The organism is Listeria sp. ILCC796 (assembly GCF_900186175.1).
Taxonomy (GTDB): domain Bacteria; phylum Bacillota; class Bacilli; order Lactobacillales; family Listeriaceae; genus Listeria; species Listeria goaensis.
The window spans coordinates 231,418-252,512 of the sequence record NZ_FYBV01000002.1 but is presented as its reverse complement, the minus strand read 5'-3'; the positions used below and the strand labels follow the sequence as shown (position 1 = coordinate 252,512).

The 21,095-nt window shown below is 41.2% G+C and carries 24 protein-coding genes; 19 read left to right on the top strand and 5 right to left on the bottom strand.

Features of this window, described 5'->3' with window-relative positions:
- The first annotated feature begins 19 nt into the window (after positions 1 to 19).
- Together CFS04_RS03915 and pepF are read left to right on the top strand one after the other, a co-directional pair.
- On the top strand, positions 20 to 1,123 hold the full coding sequence (locus CFS04_RS03915) for a competence protein CoiA family protein (protein ID WP_088809307.1): 1,104 nt from the start codon (positions 20 to 22) through the stop codon (positions 1,121 to 1,123).
- A gap of 75 nt (positions 1,124 to 1,198) precedes the next feature.
- Complete coding sequence (gene pepF / locus CFS04_RS03910; RefSeq protein ID WP_088809306.1) at positions 1,199 to 3,013, top strand: oligoendopeptidase F; 1,815 nt, start codon at positions 1,199 to 1,201, stop codon at positions 3,011 to 3,013.
- Positions 3,014 to 3,408: 395 nt separating this feature from the next.
- Here pepF and CFS04_RS03905 read toward each other — a convergent pair whose 3' ends face one another.
- Positions 3,409 to 3,744, bottom strand: a complete 336-nt coding sequence (locus tag CFS04_RS03905; protein ID WP_088809305.1) for a DUF898 family protein — start codon at positions 3,742 to 3,744, stop codon at positions 3,409 to 3,411.
- Positions 3,745 to 3,933: 189 nt separating this feature from the next.
- Here CFS04_RS03905 and CFS04_RS03900 point away from each other — a divergent pair, with 189 nt between their 5' ends.
- Positions 3,934 to 4,722 (top strand): Cof-type HAD-IIB family hydrolase, encoded by a 789-nt coding sequence (locus CFS04_RS03900; protein WP_088809304.1) that lies wholly within the window; start codon positions 3,934 to 3,936, stop codon positions 4,720 to 4,722.
- Here the strand turns inward: CFS04_RS03900 and CFS04_RS03895 are convergent.
- Entirely contained in the window at positions 4,719 to 5,018 is a 300-nt protein-coding gene (locus tag CFS04_RS03895) for an MGMT family protein (protein ID WP_088809303.1), read from the bottom strand. The genes CFS04_RS03900 and CFS04_RS03895 overlap by 4 nt on opposite strands.
- A gap of 86 nt (positions 5,019 to 5,104) precedes the next feature.
- Between CFS04_RS03895 and CFS04_RS03890 the strand changes: the two genes are divergently transcribed.
- Positions 5,105 to 6,139, top strand: a complete 1,035-nt coding sequence (locus tag CFS04_RS03890) for a nucleoid-associated protein (RefSeq protein WP_088809302.1) — start codon at positions 5,105 to 5,107, stop codon at positions 6,137 to 6,139.
- A gap of 41 nt (positions 6,140 to 6,180) precedes the next feature.
- Here CFS04_RS03890 and CFS04_RS03885 read toward each other — a convergent pair whose 3' ends face one another.
- A complete protein-coding gene (locus CFS04_RS03885) occupies positions 6,181 to 6,561 on the bottom strand; it encodes a VOC family protein (protein WP_088809301.1) in 381 nt (126 codons plus the stop codon).
- Between the two features lie 134 nt (positions 6,562 to 6,695).
- On the opposite strand from CFS04_RS03885, the gene CFS04_RS03880 reads away from it, so the two are divergent.
- From CFS04_RS03880 to CFS04_RS03825, 12 genes are all read left to right on the top strand, one after another.
- Positions 6,696 to 7,322, top strand: coding sequence for an MBL fold metallo-hydrolase (locus CFS04_RS03880; RefSeq protein WP_088809455.1), 627 nt, complete (start codon positions 6,696 to 6,698; stop codon positions 7,320 to 7,322).
- A gap of 12 nt (positions 7,323 to 7,334) precedes the next feature.
- Positions 7,335 to 7,586, top strand: a complete 252-nt coding sequence (locus CFS04_RS03875; RefSeq protein WP_088809300.1) for a (4Fe-4S)-binding protein — start codon at positions 7,335 to 7,337, stop codon at positions 7,584 to 7,586.
- On the top strand, positions 7,576 to 7,881 hold the full coding sequence (locus CFS04_RS03870) for a GNAT family N-acetyltransferase (RefSeq protein ID WP_369821460.1): 306 nt from the start codon (positions 7,576 to 7,578) through the stop codon (positions 7,879 to 7,881). The genes CFS04_RS03875 and CFS04_RS03870 overlap by 11 nt, the downstream gene beginning before the upstream one ends.
- The gene (locus CFS04_RS03865; RefSeq protein WP_088809298.1) at positions 7,878 to 9,014 is read left to right on the top strand and encodes a low temperature requirement protein A; all 1,137 of its coding nucleotides are present in this window, start codon (positions 7,878 to 7,880) and stop codon (positions 9,012 to 9,014) included. The genes CFS04_RS03870 and CFS04_RS03865 overlap by 4 nt, the downstream gene beginning before the upstream one ends.
- A gap of 226 nt (positions 9,015 to 9,240) precedes the next feature.
- The gene (locus CFS04_RS03860; protein ID WP_088809297.1) at positions 9,241 to 10,608 is read left to right on the top strand and encodes an Nramp family divalent metal transporter; all 1,368 of its coding nucleotides are present in this window, start codon (positions 9,241 to 9,243) and stop codon (positions 10,606 to 10,608) included.
- Between the two features lie 61 nt (positions 10,609 to 10,669).
- Positions 10,670 to 11,557: an AraC family transcriptional regulator gene (locus CFS04_RS03855; protein WP_088809296.1), complete on the top strand. Its 888-nt coding sequence runs from the start codon at positions 10,670 to 10,672 to the stop codon at positions 11,555 to 11,557.
- Between the two features lie 61 nt (positions 11,558 to 11,618).
- Positions 11,619 to 12,689 (top strand): Gfo/Idh/MocA family protein, encoded by a 1,071-nt coding sequence (locus CFS04_RS03850; RefSeq protein WP_088809295.1) that lies wholly within the window; start codon positions 11,619 to 11,621, stop codon positions 12,687 to 12,689.
- Positions 12,690 to 12,705: 16 nt separating this feature from the next.
- Positions 12,706 to 13,440, top strand: a complete 735-nt coding sequence (locus CFS04_RS03845) for a sugar phosphate isomerase/epimerase (RefSeq protein ID WP_179946375.1) — start codon at positions 12,706 to 12,708, stop codon at positions 13,438 to 13,440.
- Positions 13,437 to 14,159: a ThuA domain-containing protein gene (locus CFS04_RS03840; protein WP_088809293.1), complete on the top strand. Its 723-nt coding sequence runs from the start codon at positions 13,437 to 13,439 to the stop codon at positions 14,157 to 14,159. Before CFS04_RS03845 ends, CFS04_RS03840 begins: the two co-directional genes overlap by 4 nt.
- 6 nt (positions 14,160 to 14,165) lie before the next feature.
- Positions 14,166 to 15,134, top strand: a complete 969-nt coding sequence (locus CFS04_RS03835; protein ID WP_088809292.1) for a sugar phosphate isomerase/epimerase — start codon at positions 14,166 to 14,168, stop codon at positions 15,132 to 15,134.
- Positions 15,134 to 16,192, top strand: a complete 1,059-nt coding sequence (locus CFS04_RS03830) for a Gfo/Idh/MocA family protein (RefSeq protein WP_088809291.1) — start codon at positions 15,134 to 15,136, stop codon at positions 16,190 to 16,192. The genes CFS04_RS03835 and CFS04_RS03830 overlap by 1 nt, the downstream gene beginning before the upstream one ends.
- A gap of 89 nt (positions 16,193 to 16,281) precedes the next feature.
- Entirely contained in the window at positions 16,282 to 16,884 is a 603-nt protein-coding gene (locus CFS04_RS03825) for a DJ-1/PfpI family protein (RefSeq protein ID WP_088809290.1), read from the top strand.
- Positions 16,885 to 16,920: 36 nt separating this feature from the next.
- On the opposite strand, the gene CFS04_RS03820 is transcribed toward CFS04_RS03825, so the two are convergent.
- Complete coding sequence (locus CFS04_RS03820; protein WP_088809289.1) at positions 16,921 to 17,442, bottom strand: GNAT family N-acetyltransferase; 522 nt, start codon at positions 17,440 to 17,442, stop codon at positions 16,921 to 16,923.
- Between the two features lie 63 nt (positions 17,443 to 17,505).
- On the bottom strand, positions 17,506 to 17,922 hold the full coding sequence (locus tag CFS04_RS03815) for a hypothetical protein (RefSeq protein WP_088809288.1): 417 nt from the start codon (positions 17,920 to 17,922) through the stop codon (positions 17,506 to 17,508).
- A gap of 389 nt (positions 17,923 to 18,311) precedes the next feature.
- Between CFS04_RS03815 and CFS04_RS03810 the strand changes: the two genes are divergently transcribed.
- From CFS04_RS03810 to ahpC, 3 genes are all read left to right on the top strand, one after another.
- Positions 18,312 to 19,823, top strand: a complete 1,512-nt coding sequence (locus CFS04_RS03810; RefSeq protein WP_088809287.1) for an ABC-F family ATP-binding cassette domain-containing protein — start codon at positions 18,312 to 18,314, stop codon at positions 19,821 to 19,823.
- Positions 19,824 to 19,868: 45 nt separating this feature from the next.
- Complete coding sequence (locus CFS04_RS03805; RefSeq protein ID WP_088809286.1) at positions 19,869 to 20,306, top strand: SRPBCC domain-containing protein; 438 nt, start codon at positions 19,869 to 19,871, stop codon at positions 20,304 to 20,306.
- Between the two features lie 225 nt (positions 20,307 to 20,531).
- Complete coding sequence (ahpC, locus tag CFS04_RS03800) at positions 20,532 to 21,095, top strand: alkyl hydroperoxide reductase subunit C (RefSeq protein ID WP_088809285.1); 564 nt, start codon at positions 20,532 to 20,534, stop codon at positions 21,093 to 21,095.

Here is a 21,095-nt window from a genome sequence, read left to right as displayed (position 1 = left end):
ATATAAAAGAGGTGCATCTATGTTTACTGCTCAAACTGAAACTGGTAAAGTCATTACAGTTACAAAGACCAATCGAGATTTATTAGAAAAGAATAAAATGCGTTACGTATGTTGTTGCTGCCAAGAAGAAGTTATTTTAAAAAATGGCGATATTAAAGTACCACATTTTGCTCATAAAAAAGGTGGCAAGTGCAAGACTGCTTCTGAGGGCGAATCAGCTAAGCATTTGAAGGCTAAAGAGCTACTATTAGGTTGGCTCAGTGCCCAAGCTTTTCAAGTGGATTTAGAACATTATTTCTCGGAGATTAAGCGGCAAGCAGATTTATTTGTTGAGGGAAATATTGTGCTCGAGTATCAATGTTCAACAATACCAATTAAAGAAATGATTGAACGAACGGAAAACTACTTATCTCTTAGTTTAAAGCCCTACTGGATATTAGGACAAGAATTAACAATGCGCGGGGGCAAGTATTTGTTTTCAGCTTTTCAGTTAGCTTTTTTGCTAAAAGATAAAGATTTAGGCTACTACTTATTTTGTTTTCATCCAGAAGAAAAGTGTTTTGAGTTAATTTATCATATTCATCATTATGTGGGGAAATATTTTTTTGCTTCATCGATGAAGTTACCACTTTCTATTTCACTCGAAGAAATGCAAGCTAAAATAGCGAGAATTCGTTTTAAAAGTTTATACATTAAACGCAACCGTAAAATGGAACGGGAGCATTTAAGTTATTTCTACGCAAAGTATAAAAGTAAGAGTATGTTTTCAAAGCAGCTGTATCAATCAGGCTATGCCATTTTGAATCTACCATCAGAAATTGGTGTTCAGTTGTCACGGCAGTTTCTGACCCACACACCAGCATTAGAATGGCAGTTCTTGCTATGGGAAAATTTCTTTAAGCTACTTGAAGTGGGTGATACTTTTAGTAAAGAGCATATCGTACAATATTTCAGAAAGTATGTTGTTGGAATTAAAATGATTTTCCTGCCACTTAATGAATGTCATTTGCTACTTGAGGAATACTTGCTTTTCTTAGAGAGTGAGGGTGTTTTGGTGGAATATATTGCGGGACGTTTCCGCATAAAACGGCAGATTATTTATATCGAAAAGTTGTTTAGATAAAGAGTTGTGATTTTTTGCAATTTATGAATTCTTGGCTCATAATAAAAGAAATATGACTTTGGGGGTTATGGATTTATGGTGGAAAATAAAATCAAAACAATTCCTGCAAGAAACGAAGTGCCTGAACATTTAACATGGGACTTAACGACTATTTTTGAAAGTGATGAGGCATGGGAAAACGGTTTTAAAGAGGTGCAGCAGTTAAGCGGGAAGAGTGCTGCTTATAAAGGAACGCTAGGCGAAAGCGCGAAACATTTGCTTCGTGCATTGCAATTTAGAGATGATTTATTAAATAAATTAGAAAATGTGTATGTGTATGCGCATTTGAAGTTAGATCAAGATACGGCGGATGCAAAATATCAAGGTTTAAATAGCCGTGCGGGAAGCTTAATTACACAAGTTATCTCGGGGATATCCTATTTTGATCCGGAGATTTTAGCGATAGATGAGGACGTATTAGCTTCTTATTTGAAAGAAAATGAAGACTTAAAACTCTATAAACATCTGCTAGATGATTTGAATTTAAGTCGTCCTTATATTTTGTCGGAGAAAGAGGAAGCCATTTTAGCAAGTGCTGGTGAAGTACTGGGAAGCCCGTCTAGAACATTTAATACATTAAATAATGCTGATTTGAAATTTCCAACGATAGAGGGTGAAGATGGAAACAAAATTGAAATCACGCATGGTCAATATGGTAAGCTTTTAGAAAGTGGAAACCGCCGCGTTCGCCAAGAAGCCTTTTTGGGTATGTATTCGGTTTATGAAGGCTTAAAGAATACCCTTGCAACGACACTTAGTGGACAAGTGAAGAAATCTAATTTTTATGCGAAAACAAGAGGATATAAATCGGCCAGAGAAGCGGCTTTGTCTTCAAATCACATTCCAGAATCGGTCTATGACTCACTTGTTGAAACAGTTAATGCACATTTGCCTTTATTACATCGTTATGTCGCTCTTCGCAAAGAACTTTTAGGCTTAGATGAATTGCATATGTATGATATGTATACACCGCTATCAAATGATGTGAACCTTGAGTTTACGTATGAGAATGCCAAGGATATTGTCTTAAATGGCTTGCTTCCATTAGGCGCGGAGTATCAAGAAATTCTAAAAGAAGCTTTTGATAAACGCTGGATTGACGTTGTTGAAAATAAAGGGAAACGGAGCGGGGCATATTCGTCAGGTGCGTATAGTACAAGCCCATATATATTGATGAATTGGCAAGATACAATTGACAACGTATTTACACTTGCGCATGAATTAGGGCATAGTGTGCATAGTTATTATACGCGGAAAAATCAGCCATACGTATATGGGGATTATTCTATTTTCTTAGCGGAAGTTGCTTCGACAACAAATGAAAATCTACTAACAGATTATTTATTGAAGAAGTATGAGGATAAAAAAGTTAGAGCCTATTTGTTAAATCATTACTTAGATGGTTTTAAAGGAACGGTTTTCCGGCAAACGCAATTTGCTGAGTTTGAGCATCTGATTCATCAAGCTGATCAAGAAGGCGAGGCTCTTACAGCGGAATATTTAACAGAAAACTATTTTAGAATTAATAAGAATTATTATGGGTCTGATGCCATGAAGTACGATGATGAAATTGGTTATGAATGGTCTAGAATTCCACATTTCTATATGAACTATTATGTTTTCCAATATGCAACTGGGTTTTCTGCTGCTTCTGCACTTAGCGCGAAAATTTTGAATGAAGGAGAGAAAGCTGTTCAGGATTATGTGCAATTTTTAAAGGCTGGGAGCTCAGATTTCCCAATTGAGGTATTAAAACGCGCTGGTGTGGATATGACAACACCAAAACCTGTTGAAGATGCGCTCAAGGTCTTTGAAGAAAAGCTAAATGAATTAGAATCATTAACAAAATAAATTTGTGAAATATTGGGTTTGTGAAAAATTTTCTCGAGAAACTTATAAAAAGAAGCTTTGCTATTTGAGAAAGCTTCTTTTTGTTATAGTTTTTACGTGTTAGATTAAAACAGTTAAGAGTATTGTTAAGAACAAGTCGCTAGAGGTGTTACATCGCCTGGAAATTGCCTGTGTGTGTATTATTTTTTAATAGTAATAATTAGATGGGAATGAATTTAAAATAAAAAGTTTGTGAAGTGTTGAATTAATTGAAAGAATGTGATATATTTATACAGTGAAATATATCACAAACAAATACCCCCTTTATTTGATTGTGTGAATTTCTCCTTTTGATTGCGCTGAAAAGAGCCGTGGACCAAGTCCACGGCTTTTTTCGTTTGTTTGCTGCTGGAATTCTAGTTTTTGAACGTGGTGTTTTTTACTTTCCAGTCTTCTAGTTTGATAAATAACCAGAAACTATAAATTCCAAAAGTGATGATTGTCAAGAGCAACCACTTTATCCAATTGCCGAACAGTCCAACTGCTGAGCCGTTGAATTGTAGTCTTTTCCCTTCCACAACTGTGTGATTTATTTTCCAGCCGTAGACCATGCATAGAGCCCACGGGAAGCAAATTCCAATCGTGCATACTGTGACTAGAGCGCCTAGTATACTCCAACCAATATACTGTAATAGCCCGCCGTCGAAGAATGAGGATCTACCATTCTTTGTTTCTAAGATAGTTTCTGACATGAGTTTTCCTCCTGAAATATAAGTAATACTACAGACTTTTTAGATTGTGTCGCAGTAATTTTAATTATACTAGTTTGGATTCGATTTGCAAATATTTATTAATAATGCACTTGAAGAATATTTTTTATAAACAGTTGACATGAAATGCATTTCATTTGGTATAGTGGAGATGAGGAAAGGTGTGTTGGAATGATTAAATTAGTGGCAGTAGATATGGATGGGACTTTTTTGGATGATAAGAAGAACTATGATAGGGAATGGTTTTTGGATATTTATGGGCGTATGAGGCGCGTAGGAGCGGAATTTGTTGTTGCGAGTGGCAACCAGTATGTCCAATTAGCTACATTTTTTGAAGAGATAAAAGAGGAGATTACATTCGTTTCGGATAACGGGGCGTATGTGCGGAAAGGCGACGAGGATATTTTTGCGGGCATTTTTGATAAGCGTGCTTTTGCTGAGATTACGGCAGTTCTGCGTGAGAAAACGGATTTTGAGACCATTATTTGTGGGAAGAAAGGCGCGTATGTACTGGAGACGGTGTCGGAAGAATTTTGTGATTTTGTGAAATTTTATTGCCCGGTTTTAATAAAAGTGGCTGACTTTTCGGAGATTGATGATGTGGTGTTTAAATTTGCGCTTTCTTGCAAGGAGGAGGAAACATACCGCTTGCTGGACGAGTTAAGTGGTTCGATTAGTCATTTGGCGACGCCTGTTAGTAGTGGGCATGGTAGTATTGATTTGATTCAGCCGGGTTATCATAAAGGGCATGCGATTGAGATTTTGATGGAGAAATGGGGCATTTCTAAAGACGAAGTGATGACTTTTGGAGATGGTGGCAATGATTTAGAGATGCTTAGGCTCGCGGAATTTAGTTTTGCGATGGAGAATGCGCCTGATTATGTGAAAAAAGCAGCTCGTTTTGAGGCGAAATCAAATAATGATTCGGGTGTGTTAGTTGAGCTGGATAAGCGCTTCTAGCCTTGCCAGAAACATTGTTTTAAATTGACACAACCATTCTTTTTAAAGGGGACGTTTTCTTGATGTAGTAATGTTGTTTGTTCGGGCCAGCCGGGAACGGTGCGTCCGGATGAGTTCACAACGCGATGACAAGGCATGTTAAGTGTGCGGTCGGTATGTTTTAGGACGTTGCCGACTAGGCGGGCGTTTTTAGGATGGTGAATCATATAGGCGATTTGGCCGTATGTGGTTACTTTGCCTTCTGGGATTCGCTGGATGACGGAATAGACGCTGTTGATAAATGCTTGAGTGGCCATTTGAAAAACTCCTTTTTAGTTTAGTATAGCAAATTTTTGGATTGTCAGGTATGCTAATAGTTGGAAAGATTGGAGTGACGAATTAGATGGTGGATTTTACATATGCGAAAGTGAAGCAGCTCGTAGTTCATTTTGTGGGGAATAAAGCGCAGGAGGAAGGCTATGAGGTGTCAAAAAATTGTTTGACGGATATTTCGGAAGATTTGAACCGGACGCTTGTTTCGATTTTTTGTGATGGTTTTCAAAATGATGATTTTTTTCATTTTACGCATGAAACGAGTTTGGATTTCAATGAGGTTTATACATATTCTAATAATATTTTTGCTGATAATACGCATTTTTTAGAGGATACAGAGCAAATTTTAAAGCATTTATATAGTGAATCGACACATCCGAATATTAAAAGTGGTGATGTGTGGATTTTTGAATTGGAAGGCTGCGTTGTGGATGGGAATTTCACGAATGCAATTGGGATCTTTAAAGTGGAAAATAAAGAAGTATATGTTAAAAATGATTTTAATGGGGAAAAATTCACGATTAGTTATGATTCAGGGGTGACGGGTACTGATTTAGATAAAGGGTGCTTTATTTTTAATGATGCACTTGAAGATGGAGGCAAAGTGCTGGTGCTCAGTCGGCTTTCAAAAAATGACTCGATATATTGGAAGGACCGCTTTTTAGCGATTGAAAAAACTGCGGATGAAAAATTTTATACAGAGAGCTTTGTTAATATTTGTACGGACTATATTAAGCAAAAAGAGGAGTCGCTGATGGAGAAGGCGAGTTTTGTGAAGGCGACGAGCGAGTATATGCAGTCGTCAGAAATGCTTGATATTGATGCGTTTACGGAGAAAACGATTGAGAGTCCGGTGCAACAGGCGGAATTTAAGACGATTGTGGAGAACTTTGAGCAGGAAAATAATTTTCGTTTGCCGAAGGAATTTCAGGTGGACGAGGAAAAAGCGGAGAAGCTTTCTAAAAAAGTGAGAAAAACGCTTAAATTGGGGCGAAATATTACGCTTACGGTTAAGGATTTGGAAAACTTGAACGAAGATGATTTTGTGCAAGGGTATGATCAGGAACGTGGACGGAAGTATATGATTGTTTATTTTGATGAGTAAAAAAGCCAAGCATGTTGTGAACGCATGCTTGGCTTTTATTTTTAGCGATTTTGAATAACTTCTGTTTTGTAGCCGTCTGGGTCGGTGATGAAGTAATAAGTTGGATCGCTACCTGGAAGACCTTTTAAGTCTGTAACGGTGTAGCCCGCTTGGACGTGTTTTTGGTGAGAGGCTTTCAAGTCGTCTACACCAACAGCTAGGTGGCCATAGCCGTCGCCAATATTATAAGGTTCCTTTTTATCATAATTATAAGTGAGTTCAAGTTCGAATCCACCCTCTTCGAAAGCGAGATATACGAGCGTGAATTCGTGTTCTGGAAAGTCTTTGCGGCGTGTTTCTTTTAATGCAAAAGCGTTCGTGTAAAAATCAAGGGATTTGTCTAAGTGTTGGACGCGGATGCATGTATGTAGCATATTTGCCATTTTATTTCCTCCTCTTTTGGTTCTTGTTTTATTTTAGTATAGCGGTCTATGAATTTCAACCTCGAGGACTCGCGTTGTTTGGATTCGTGCGTTATAATGAAGCTAGAAATTATAATGAAGGTGTGGGTGTTTGCATGCTAAAAGTAGAGCATATTGTGACAGGGCCAGTGGAAGAAAATACGTATGTGGTTCATGACGGGAAGTCGCTTCTGGTCATTGATCCGGGAAGTGAGCCGGAGCGAATCATTGAGATGATTGAAGGGACAGGTGCAAAGCCAGTGGCGATTTTGCTGACGCATACGCATTATGACCATATTGGTGCGTTAGACGCGATTCGTGACCACTACGAGATTCCTGTTTACGTGAGTCCGCTTGAAGAGGAATGGCTTGGGAATCCGGAGCATAATGGTTCGATTATGTTAAGAGATTACGGATTTGCTTTGATTAAAGCGCGTCCCGCGGAATTTGAACTGGAGATGCGAGATTATGATTTTTCTGGTATCAAATTTAAAGTCGTACCGACGCCAGGGCATTCCATTGGGAGTGTGAGTTTTATTTTCGGTGATTTTGCCGTAGTTGGTGACGCTTTATTTAAAGGCAGCATTGGGCGGACAGACCTTTATACGGGTGACACGGAGATGCTTCTTAGTAGTATTCAAACTGAGCTATTTACTTTGCCTGATGAAACGATTATTTACCCGGGGCACCGAGAGTCTTCTACGATAGGTTTTGAAAAAGCGACAAATCCATATTTTAATTAGGAGGAATGCTTGATGAATGAACAAGAATTACTCGAAAAGGGCTACCGCAAGTATGACGGGGAAAAAGTAGATGTGTTTTTCAATACGTCAATTTGTGCACACTCGGGAAATTGTGTGCGCGGGAATGGTGAGCTGTTTAATTTGGACCGGAAACCATGGATTTTACCAGATAATGTTGCGCCAGAAGAGGTTGTTCGCGTCATTGATACGTGCCCGAGTGGGGCGCTGAAGTACATTGTTCATACGACTGAAAATGAAAAGTAGGGAGAGATGTGTGATGGAATTCAAAAATGGTGAGAACCGAATTTATGCACTTGATGATAACGGAGAAGAAGTAGGCGAGATTACATTTACAGATGCAGGTGAAACGATGTTTATCATTGATCATACTGGTGTGGATGATAAGATGCGTGGCCAAGGAATTGCTAGCCAATTAGTGGCGCACGCTGTCGAAAAGGCAAGACGGGAAAATAAAAAAGTGATTCCGCTTTGTCCGTTTGCTAAAGCTGAGTTTGCACGTAAGAAGGAGTACCAAGAAGTGGAAGCGAACCGTAAATGAATGTTTTAGACTTGAAGAAAGAGCGAAAAGTTTCCTGGCTTGAGCTCTTTTTCGATTTAGTCTTCGTAACTGCGGTGTCGAGCACGACGCATTTATTGCTTGAAGTTGACGAGCATCCGGGGAAAGTTGCTGTTTATTTTGGCGAATATTTGCTGATGGTGACGCCGATGTTTTGGGCATGGATTGGTCAGACGATGTTTTTCAATCGCTACGGGGAACAAGTGAAAAGACCCGAGATGTTTATGTTGAGCCAGATGTTCTTCCTCATTTTGATGACGGCGAGTTTTGATTTGAACTTTAACAATACATTTTATACGTTTATCATTGGGTATGCGGGGATTCGGCTGATTACGGTTTTACAATATTTTATTGTGAGCAAAAGGCTTTTGGCGGATGCTAGGCGTGTTTCGAAGTTGCTCGGAACGATTTTTCTAATAGGCATTCTCATTTCGCTAAGTTCGATGTTTTTTGCTAGCCCAATTCGTTATTTTGTCATGTATGTGGGGATTTCATTTGATATTATTATGCCGATTGTGCTCACACGTCGCCTAAAAAAAGTACCCGTGGATTTCTCGCACTTGGCGGAGCGCTTTGGATTGTTTGTCATTATTACTTTTGGGGAAAGTATCGTTGCGATTACCAGCCTTTTAGTTGGGCATACAGAAAATTTATACATGTTACTTTATACGATATTAAGTTTCGGTCTAATTGCCACGCTTTTCGTGTCTTACTTCCACAGTTTTGAACATGCTTTAGACAATGAAAAGGAAACAAACGGGCAAGTTTTACTTTACGGGCATTATTTTATAATCGTTTCCATCATGATTCTTGCCGCAAATATTCATTTGCTCTTTGCTGGGCATCTTGAAAAGAACATTCTACTGCTGTTTAGTTATGGTGCGGTCGCCGTATTTTTTATTGCGAAACAAATTGTGTTTGGGTTTCATCAAAAAGCGGAAATCGAATTTTCTTTTTGGAAAGACACCATGCTAGTGCTGCTTCTAATCGCCGCGTTTTTAATCAACCAATTGACGACCTTACCTGTTGTAGCGAGCTTCGTTTCGCTGTGGCTTATTGCGCTTCTCGATTTGGCGCTGCAATTTAGGAAGACGCGGAGGGTGCGCGGGAAGTGAATTTATTTGAAAATAGGTGGGCACTGGTGGTTGCTTATCTGACTGGATAAATGCTTCTTTTGTGGAAATGGAATTAGATAAAAAAGATTGCTATCAATGTGATAGTGAGAGTCGACTCATCTTTATGGGGGCGGCTCTTTTTTTACAAAACTCGATATTTTCCTATTGACAAAAATGTTTCCTTGATGCAAAATATATTTATTAGAAATAGAGAGAAGGCAGGCATATGGAGTCAGAGGAGCTTATCATAAATAAAAAAAAGAAAAAGGGAGCGTGGATTCAAGACGCGCACAATGTTAGTTTGGAAGAAGTGCATAGCACGGTTCGGATCCCTAAAAATGCTGGTTTTATGAAAAAATTGTTGGCGTTTATGGGGCCAGGATCGCTTGTTGCGGTTGGTTACGTGGATCCGGGGAACTGGGCGACATCAATTGCTGGGGGCGCGAGATTTGGCTATACGTTGCTTAGTGTCGTTTTAATTTCCAACTTAATTGCGATGCTTTTGCAAAGTTTGTCGGCGAAGCTTGGAATTGTGACGGGAATGGATCTCGCGCAGGCAACTCGGGCTGCTGTTGGGAAAAAAACGGCGGTGGTGCTGTGGATTTTGACGGAGCTTGCTATTATTGCAACGGATATTGCGGAGGTCATTGGCTCTGCCATTGCGCTGAATTTATTGTTTGGTATCCCGCTGCTTTTAGGGGTGGCGATTACGACGCTCGACGTCTTGCTGCTTTTACTTTTACAGAAAAAAGGGTTTCGTATTATTGAATCCATCGTCATTGTTTTAATGACGACCATTCTTTTAATATTTGGGTTTGAGGTTGTGGTTTCGCACCCGAACGTGGCGGAGCTTATGAAAGGCTATATTCCGCAAAAAGAAATTGCGACAAACCCTGCGATGCTTTTCATTGCGCTTGGCATACTTGGGGCGACAGTGATGCCGCACAATTTGTATTTGCACTCGTCACTTGTGCAGACGAGGCGCTACGACCGGACACGAGATGGGAAGAAGGAAGCGGTCAAATTCGCGAAGATTGACTCCACTTTTTCCCTAACCGTAGCTTTTGTTATTAATTCTATGATTTTGATTCTCGGCGCCGCGGCATTTCACGGTACGGGGCTGAATGTGACGGAGATTGAGGGGGCGTATAATCTGCTCGGTCCGACGCTTGGTATGGGGATTGCGAGTACACTTTTTGCTGTGGCACTTCTTCTTTCTGGGCAAAATTCGACCATTACGGGTACTTTAAGCGGTCAAATCGTCATGGAGGGTTTTATTCACCTTCGTATGAAACCGTGGCTACGGCGTGTGATTACGAGGCTTCTTGCGGTCATTCCTGTGTTTATCGTGACGCTTCTAGCAGGCGAAAAAGGAACGGGTTCGCTGCTGCTTTGGAGTCAGGTTATTCTTAGCTTGCAATTGCCGTTTGCGGTTGTACCACTCGTTTTGTTTACGAGTAGCAAACAAAAAATGGGTGAGTTTGCGAATAGCCGCTTAGTGAAAATCACCGCCTGGTGCGCAACAATTGTGATTGTGGCGCTGAATATTTTCTTGCTTAGTTATATCGTTATGACGGGTCAAGATTTAGGGTAACACACGGCGGGGGATTTATAGTAAAATGGATGAGAAGCCTAAGGAAAAAGGAGCATATACGATGGGCAATTATCTTGAAATCCCGAATTTGGACAAAAATTTTCCGTTTCGTACATTTACAAATGATGGCGAAGTGCTTGTGTATCCTCATTGGCATAAAGAAATCGAAATCATTTATGTGCTTCGTGGCAGTTTGAATTTAGGTGTGAACGATGTGCCGATTCAGATGAATGCGGGAGAAATTCAAATCATTAATGGCGGCGATGTACATTATTTTCTTGGTTCCCCGAACAGCGAGCGAATCGTGATTCAATTTGATTTGGCGTTTTTCCAACAAGATAAGAAGTCAGATGAGCAAGCCGATTTACGGCGTTTGTTTCAAACATGCGTAAGCTCAAGCAGGCACTGGGACGATCCGATTCGTTCGAAGATGCGCGAACTGATTTTGGCGATTCACGAAGAAGAGCAAAAGCAGAAAGACGGATTTGAATATGCGACAAAGGCCAAAATGTTGGAGATGCTCGTTTTGCTATACCGCGAAGTGCCAAAAAATGAAGCTATTCCAGATAACTTGTTTCAAGGCGAGGCCGTTTTGAAATCGCAGGAAACGTTAGAGATGCTTGATGAAATTTTTTCTTATATTGAACAGCGCTACAAAGAGCCAATTGCTTTACAGGAAATGGCTGATTTGACTGGCTTTAGCACGTATTACTTCACAAAGTTTTTTAAACGCAACACGGGTATGACTTTTGTTACCTTTTTAAATGATTATCGTTTAAATAAAGCAAAATGGATTTTAATAAATGAAGCCTATCCAATTACGGAAGTTGCGGAAATGACGGGCTTTAGTAGTGTCAAAACGTTCCACCATGCTTTTAAGCGAGCGATGGGAATTGCGCCACTTAAATTCAGGAAGACAATATACGAGAAGAATCGGACAATAAAGTAGGAAGAATTTCTCTCATTTGTTTTGTATGATAAGGCTATACAAAACGAATGGGGGATTTTTTATGAAGATTGGAATTATCGGTTGTGGTGGTATTGCAAACGGAAAACATATGCCTAGTTTGGCGCAAGTTGAAGGTGTGGAAATGGTCGCTTTTTGCGATATTATTCGAGAACGTGCAGAGGCGGCAAAACGTGATTTTGGGACAGAAAATGCAAGCGTATACACGAACTTCAAAGAACTGTTAACGGATAAAAGTATTGATGTGATTCATGTTTGTACGCCGAATATTTCGCATGCCGAAATTACAATTGCGGCGTTACATGCGGATAAACATGTGATGTGTGAAAAACCGATGGCGAAAACGGCTAAGGAAGCTCAGGCGATGATTGATGCGGCAAAGGAAACAGGGAAGAAATTAACCATTGGGTATCAAAATCGTTTCCGCAAAGATTCTCGTTATTTACATACGGTTTGCGCGGACGGGGAACTGGGCGATATTTATTATGCGAAGGCGAAAGCAATTCGTAGACGTGCTGTACCGACATGGGGCGTATTTTTAGACGAGGAAGCTCAAGGCGGCGGCCCGCTGATTGATATTGGCACACATGCGCTTGATTTAACATTATGGATGATGGATAACTATAAGCCGAAATATGTAGTTGGAAATAGCTACCATAAACTTTCAGGGACGGAAAATGCGGCCAATGCTTGGGGTTCTTGGGATCCAGCTAAATTTACTGTGGAAGATTCGGCGTTTGGTTTTATTACGATGGAGAACGGCGCAACAATTGTGCTTGAAGCGAGCTGGGCGCTGAATACGCTAGACGTTGGGGAAGCGAAAACGGTGCTTTCAGGGACACTAGGCGGTGCGGATATGGAAGATGGCCTACGAATTAATGGTGAGGCGCACGGTTTAACATATGAGAAAAAAATTGACCTTGAAACTGGTGGCGTGGATTTCTATGATGGAACGGGTGAGGATCCAGCTGTTCTTGAAGCACAAGCTTGGATTGAGGCACTTCGGGAGGGTCGCGATCCAGTCGTTAGGCCAGAGCAGGCACTAGTTGTGACACAAATTCTAGAAGGCATTTATGAATCGGCAAAAACTGGAAAACCGGTATTTTTTAATTAGAAAGTAGGGGGTTTTGATGAAACAAAAAATCGGACTGCAAATGTGGAGTGTGAAGGAAGATGCAGAACGCGATTTTTTTGGAACACTTGAAAAAATTGCGGAAATGGGCTACGACGGCGTTGAATTTGCGGGTTATTACGGCGTGAGTGCGGCGGATTTGAAGGCGAAGCTCGCGGAACTTAATCTTACGGTAGCAGGTTCGCACATTCCGCTTGAACGCTTGCTTGGCAACATTCGTGAAGTGATTGACTACGAAAAAACGCTTGGTAATAAACATATCGTTTGTCCATATGCGGATTTTAAATCGGCTGAAGCGTGGGCGGAACTGGCTGAACAGTTTGAACAAATTGCGCAAGTCGCGACACAGGCGGGCATGACGTTTAGCTATCACAACCATGCACATGAATTTCGAATGATTGACGGCCAATATATTTTAGACTTTTTGCTCGAAAAAGCGCCACATATTTCGCTCGAACTGGACACGTATTGGGCGGAATTTGCGGGTGTGTCGGCGCCCGATTACATGGAAAAATACAAAACCAGAATGTCGCTTGTGCATTTGAAAGACCGTTTAGGCGACGAAAGCACTGAAATCGGAAATGGCGATTTAAATATCCAAAGTTTTGTTGATGCGGCACGTAAAAATGGCACGGAATGGCTTATTGTGGAACAGGAAGCGTTTCAGAAATTCGAGCCGCTTGAGAGCATTGAAACGGGCTTTCGTAGCCTAGAAGGGATGGTAGCAAAATGACACAAGTCACAGTTTGGAATGAGTTTCGCCATGAGAAAGAAAGCGAGGTCGTGAAAAGCATTTATCCGGATGGGATTCATGGTCAGATAGCGTCATTTCTAAAGGCGGCGGGCTTCGATACGCAGACGGCCACGCTTGATGAGCCTGAACACGGTCTTACGGAAGACGTTTTAAACAAAACCGATTGTTTGATTTGGTGGGGGCATATGGCGCATGGCGAGGTATCGGAAGAAATTGTTTCGCGTGTACAAAAGCATGTTCTCCGTGGTATGGGACTTGTTGTGCTTCACTCGGGGCACATGTCGAAAATTTTTATGCGTCTTATGGGCACAAGTTGCGATTTGAAGTGGCGTGAGGCGGACGAGCGCGAGCGGCTTTTTGTGGTCGATCCGAGTCACCCGATTGCAGAAGGCATTCCAGAATCGTTTGAGCTTGAAAAAGAAGAAATGTACGGCGAGCATTTTGATATTCCAGCGCCTGATGAAACGGTGTTCTTAAGTTGGTTTGAAGGCGGAAATGTATTCCGGAGCGGAATTACGTATAAACGCGGCAACGGGCGAATTTTTTACTTCCAACCAGGCCACGAATCCTACCCAACTTATCACCATGAATGGGTGCAAAAGGTGATTGTAAACGGGGTTAAATGGTGTTCGGAAAATCGCAAGACGTATCCAGAGTATGGGAATCAGCAACCATTTTATACAATTGGAAAGGAGTAATGAGCGATGAAATTAGGAGTTTTTACGCCGCTATTTGCGGATTTAAGTTTAGAGGAAATGCTAGATAAGGCGAAAGAAAGCGGGCTTGACGCGGTGGAAATTGGAACGGGAGGAAATCCTGGGAATCATCACTGCCCAACTGATGAGCTTTTGGAAAGTGCTGCTGCGCGCGAGGCGTATCTTGCGAAATTTCAAGAGCGCGGGATTCAAATTAGTGCGCTAAGCTGTCATGATAATCCGATTTCGCCTGTTAAAGAGGAACGCGAGGCGGCGGATCTGATTTTGCGGAAAACAATTAGGTTGGCGGCACTTTTAGGCGTTCCGGTTGTCAATACGTTTTCGGGGACTGCGGGGGATTCAGACGAAGCGAAGGCGCCAAACTGGCCTGTCATTCCTTGGCCGACGGTTTATAGCGACATGAAAACGTGGCAGTGGGAAACGAAACTCATCCCGTATTGGAAAGAAATTGGCAAATTGGCGGAGGAGCATGGCATCAAAATTGGTATCGAGCTACACGGCGGCTTCCTTTGCCACACACCTTACACAATTTTAAAATTACGGGAAGAAACGAGCGATGCAATTGGGGTCAATCTTGACCCAAGTCATCTTTGGTGGCAGGGGATTGATCCGGTTGGCGCAATTAAAATTTTAGGCGAAGCCGGTGCGATTCATCATTTCCATGCGAAAGACACCTATTTAGACCAAGATAATATTAATATGTATGGCCTTACAGATATGCAACCTTATGGGGAAGTAAAAACGCGTGCGTGGACATTCCGTTCAGTGGGGTGTGGTCATAGCCTCGCAGAATGGTCTGATATGATGAGTGCGCTTCGTACGTACGGATATGATTATGTTGTGAGTATTGAGCATGAAGATCCGCTCATGTCGATTGACGAAGGTTTCAAGCGCGCGGTAACGAATTTGCGTTCGATTTTGATTCGTGATACGCCGCAAGATATGTGGTGGGCATAATGGAAAAGGTGAATTTAGTTATTGTTGGTTTCGGTGGCATGGGGACGTACCATGTGGAGCTTGCTAAAATGAGCGACCATGTTGTTCCTGTTGGGGCTTATGATATTGATGAAAATGTGCACGAAAAAATTCGTGAAAAAGGCTTGCGCGTTTATCGGAGCTATCAGGAAGTTTTGGCTGACGAGTCGGTTCATGCGGTTTTAATTGCGACACCAAATGATGTGCATAAAAAGCTAGTCATTCGCGCGTTAGAGTCTGGCAAGCACGTTTTATGTGAAAAGCCGGTTACGCTAAATAGCGAGGAGCTAAAAGAAATTTTAGCGGTGGCAAAGAAGACTGGGCGGACGTTTATGGTGCATCAAAATCGGCGCTGGGATCAGGATTTCTTGATTATAAAACGCATGCTTCAGGAGAAAGCAATTGGCGATGTATTTCGAATTGAATCGCGCGTGCAAGGGGCAAATGGTATTCCGGGTGACTGGCGTCATTTGAAAGCGCAAGGTGGTGGCATGGTACTTGACTGGGGCGTTCATTTGCTCGATCAGCTGCTATTTATGGTTGATTCGCGCATCAAGAGTGTGTCTGCGAACCTAAGCTTTATTTTAGGAGATGAAGTGGACGATGGTTTTACGAGTTTAATTTCGTTTGAAAATGGTGTGACGGCGCATATTGAAGTGGGGACGACGAACTTTATTAAGCTACCACGCTGGTATGTCCTCGGCACGAACGGAACGGCGGTCATTCGCGACTGGGATATGAGCGGGGAGATGGTAATTGCAACGGAAAATCTGCATAATTCCGAGCCGACGCCGATTCAAGCAGGGCAAGGCCTAACCAAAACGATGGCGCCACCTTCCGAAGAGGCGACGGAAACCGTTTCGCTACCGGCACCACTTGAAATGGAGACGAGCCTGTATAACAATTTTGCGGACGTCATTTTAAACCAGGCAGAACCAATTATTAAAAATGCAGAAGTTTACCGCGTATTGATTTTAATCGAAGCGATTTTTAAAGCCGCAGAAGAAAATAAAATTATTGAAAACTTTGATATCGTTTAAAAAAACGCCACGGTGGAACATTACTAAAAACAGCTTGATTTCTTAAAAGCAGGAATCAGGCTGTTTTTTTAGAAAAAGGAGTGGTAGTCTTGGAAAAAGTACTATTTGTGTTGCTCGACGAATTTGCCGATTGGGAAATTGCCTCCCTTGCAGCGGCTATCAATGAAACGCCAGAAAATGGTGAGGAAAAGCGTTATTTAGTAGAAACCGTGTCCCTTTCAAAAGAACCCATTAAGTCCATTGGCGGAATTACGGTGCTACCCGACTACGCGCTAAATGAAGTCCCAACAGATTTTGTGGCACTCATTTTGATTGGCGGAAATTCATGGCGCAAAAAAGAAAGCGAAGATGTTATGGAACTCGTGCACTATGCAATTAAGCGCAACGCCGTCTTAGGTGCGATTTGTGATGCGGCTTATTTCATTGGCTCGCATGGCGTTCTAAATGAAGTGCAACATACAGCGAATTATTTAGAGGAGTTGCGGGAAGTGCCCGTTTATAAAGGCGAAAAACACTTTGAAGAAAAGCAAGCCGTTCGAGATGGCTTAATCGTTACAGCGAATGGTTCCGCCATTTTTGAGTTTGCGAAGGAAGTTATGCTTGCGATGGAAGCCTTCCCGAAAGAGGAAATTTTGGAATGGTATGATTTCTTTAAACTAGGCTATTACGAGGCGAAAAAGAAAGGCAAATGACAAACGGCGAATATGGCCGTTTGTCATTTGCCTCGTTTAAATATCTTCCGGATTAAGAATGGAAAGCGTCATATGATCTTCCCATTTTCCGTTAATTTTAACATTTTTCCGTGCAATACCTTCTTTTTCAAAGCCAGCTTTTTCTAAAACACGCATGCTCCGAATATTGTGCGGCATGACACCAGCCTCAAGACGGTGCAATTTTAGCTCAGAAAAGGCGATTTCAACAACTTGTTTGACCGCTTCAGTCATATAACCACGGCCATTCATTTCTTTATCTAAAAAGTAACCAATCCAAGCGCTTTGCAAACTATGGCGCAGTACACCAGTGAGCGCGATAAGACCGATGATAGTTTGATCATCTTCAATTAGATACGAATAAGCTTGATCTTTTTCGCGGTCTGACATGGCTTGCATGATGCGTCTTTTTTGTCCAGCAAGCGTATAAAATTCTTCATTTCTTAGCCCTGTGTAGTTTTGGAAAAATTCCCGGTTGCGCAGTTCGAGCGCAAGTAAGTCCTCTGCATCAGACAGTCCCATTTGTCGTATGTGCATCATAAAGCCCCCCAAAAAACGTTTAACTATTTTTAGTATACACGAGTTGGAAAGGTCAGGCGACTTTTAACGCGTTAAAACCATTTCAATGTCATGCAAGTACTTGACCTGCCCTTGTTCTAAGTTTAAAGCAAGCCGGGAGATAACGCCTAGTAGGTCGTTGTTCATTCGAATTTTCTCCGTAATAATGACGCGCGTTTGGTTGTCCTTCGCCGTCTTATATTCCTCCCAAATGTAGCCGCTAAAAAAGCGATGTTTAATTTTATAAACGCGATATTTAGTAGGTTGTTCATCAATGATATGGAATTCCAGTTTTTGCCCGTTCGGATAAAATTCAGTTATTTTATTTGAGGAAGGTTCAGTTTCTACACGTATAATATCTGTCCGCCAAGATACATTACTACGATTGGCTAATAGTTCCCAAACTCTGTCAATAGGGGCAGAAACAATACGTTCAGCTACAGATTTTTCATAGAGCCACATAAAAATTCCCCTTTCTTTCTAATTAACGTTCTTATACCTTTTTTCGGTTTGTTTAAAACGCATTTGACAGAAATTAAAATATGGTTTATTCTGCTAATGAACAGGAAGTGTTGAAATTGAGATTAATTGTACCGTTAGTAGAAAAGATTTCCTCTGCACAACTGAATGCGACAAGGCATTGTGTAGAGGCTAATAAATTCGAAATTCCTTGTCGGTAAAAGCCGCAAATTGAGGTAGTTTATTTGTGTTGCATTTTTACCGACAGTGACTGAAATTTATTTAAAAGGCCAAAGACAAGTGCGCTTGTCTTTGGCCTTTTGTTTTGATAGGAAACAGGAGGCGAACGGAACGCTTCCTGTTTTTTATTTTGTTCGAAAGAGGAGATTGAAATGAGTATTTTAGAAGTAAGAAATTTAACGCAAAGTTTTCCAGATCGCTTACTATATAAAGAAGCGGAATTTAGTATTTACAAAGGAGAACATGTTGGTGTCGTAGGTCAAAACGGCGCAGGCAAAAGCACGCTTTTACAAATTCTACTTGGACAGCTTTTGCCAGATAATGGTGTCATCAAGTGGCAACAAGGCTTACAAATTGGGCATTTAGACCAATATGCGGAAGTGGACGGCGATCACGACATCGAAGCTTATTTGAAGCTTGCCTTTGCGGATTTCTTTCATAAAGAAGAAAAAATGAATGAGCTGTACGCGACTGGTGATGCAGAAGCAATTGAAATGGCAGCGAAAATCCAAGAAACACTACTCCAAATGGATTTTTACGGGATTGACCGAAAAATTGCGGAAGTGACGCGGGGGCTAGGGATTGATGCGTTTTTAGGGCAGCAAGTGAAAAGTTTAAGCGGCGGTCAACGCGCCAAGGTGATTTTGGCGAAGCTACTACTCGAAGCGCCAGATGTTCTGATTTTAGATGAACCGACGAACTTTTTAGATGAATTCCATATTAAGTGGCTTTCAGGCGTATTGCAATCTGCGGAAGGTGCATTTATTGTGGTATCGCATGACCAGGCGTTCTTAGAGGCAGTGACGACGCATATTTTAGATGTTGAATTTGGGACAATTAAAAAGTATACGGGAAACTATCAAGCATTTTTAGGACAAAAAGCGCATTTACAGGAAGCCTATACGCGTGAATATACGAAACAGCAAAGGAAAATTTCGGAAACGGAAGCGTATATTCGGAAAAACAAGGCGGGTGTTCATTCAAAAATGGCGCGGGGGAGGCAAAAACAATTGAATCGGCTGGAACGGATTGCCCCTCCGACGTTCCACGAAAAACCTCGCTTTATTTTTAAAGAAAAAACGGGCGTAGTTAGTGGCGAAAGCCTAGTCGTATCAAAACTTTTAGTTGGCTATCAAAAAGCGCTTTTGCCCGAGCTTGATTTCTACGTGCATGCCGGCGAAAAGCTTGTGATTACAGGGTTCAACGGCATAGGGAAGTCCACGCTTTTGAAAACGATCCTTGGCAAAATTCAAGCCCTTTCTGGAAAAGCTGTTTTTGCTAAAAACGTGCGTATTGGTTACTTTGAGCAAGACCTCGTTTTCCAAGCACCAGAAATGACGCCCCTCGCCTACATTAAAAACAAGTTTCCTGAAAAGGGGACAAAAGAAGTTCGGCAAATTTTAGCGCGTAGCGGCATCCGTGCCGAGTTTGTGGAACGCCCAATTGCTACACTGAGCGGCGGCGAACAGTCCAAGCTAAAACTAACAGAGCTCCTTCTTCTTGAAACGAACTTTTTGATTTTAGATGAGCCGACCAATCATTTGGATGCACTTGCGAAAGCAGCGCTTAGGAAGGCACTCCAAACGTACAAAGGAAGCTTACTTTTAGTATCGCATGAAGCCGATTTCTATAAAAATCTAGCAGAACGCGAATTAAAGTTGTGAGGACAAACAGTTTTTACTACAATAGAAGAAAAGGGGGAGAAGCTTATGCAAACGAATGTGAGTTTACTAATTAAGAAACCTGTAGCGGTCGTTTTTGAAGCTTTTATTGAACCAGACGTGACAACCAAGTTTTGGTTTACCAAAAGTTCCGGTAAGTTAGTTGTTGGTCAAAAAGTAACGTGGGACTGGGAAATGTATGGTGTCTCGGATGAAATTTTAGTTTTAGAAATTATCCCAAATGAGCGTATTCACGTCCGCCATGCGAATGCAAAAGAAACGATTTGGAAGTTTGAGGCGTATTCAGAAACTGAAACTATCGTTAAAATCCAAAATGGTGAATTTGATGAACTGAGTGAGATTATTGATGCAACGGAAGGCTACACGCTCGTATTAAGTGGACTTAAAGCCTATTTAGAGCAGGGCGTCTTGTTAAATTTAATAGAAGATAAACATCCTAACGCAAGAGTGGATAGAGAAAAATAGAGAGCTAATTGATAAAATGAAAAAAATATCACAAATTTAGCTTTAGATTTCACAAACTGAACATGGCTTTGTATCAGGTTTTCATGCTGATGTTGAGCTTCGAATGTTCAGTTTGTATTTATTTTTAGTTTATAAATATTATAATTTACTGTTGACATCTTCCTAAAATCAGATGATAATTTAAAAGTGAGCAATCACGAATTAAAGCTTTTAGGAGGAATTTACATGTCATTAATTGGAAAAGAAATAGAGGAATTTACGGCGAAAGCATTCCACCAAGGTGAATTTATTGATGTATCATCTGAAAACTTTAAAGGAAAATGGAGTGTAGTTTGCTTTTATCCAGCAGATTTCACATTTGTTTGCCCGACAGAGCTTGAGGATTTGCAAGACCAATATAAAACGCTTCAAGATTTAGATGTAGAAGTTTATTCTGTTTCTACAGATACGCACTTTACACATAAAGCATGGCACGATTCTTCAGATGCCATCGGTAAAATCGAGTACATAATGATTGGCGATCCGTCACACACTATTTCAAATATTTTCGATGTGCTGGACGAAGAAGAAGGCTTAGCAAATCGCGGAACATTTATTATTGATCCAGACGGAGTTGTTCAAGCTGTAGAAATTAACGCAGATGGTATTGGTCGCGACGCTAGTACTTTAATCGATAAAATTCGCGCAGGTCAGTACGTGCGGAATAATCCAGGCGAAGTTTGCCCAGCGAAATGGAAAGAAGGCGCTGAAACGCTTAAACCGAGCCTTGACCTTGTAGGGAAAATCTAA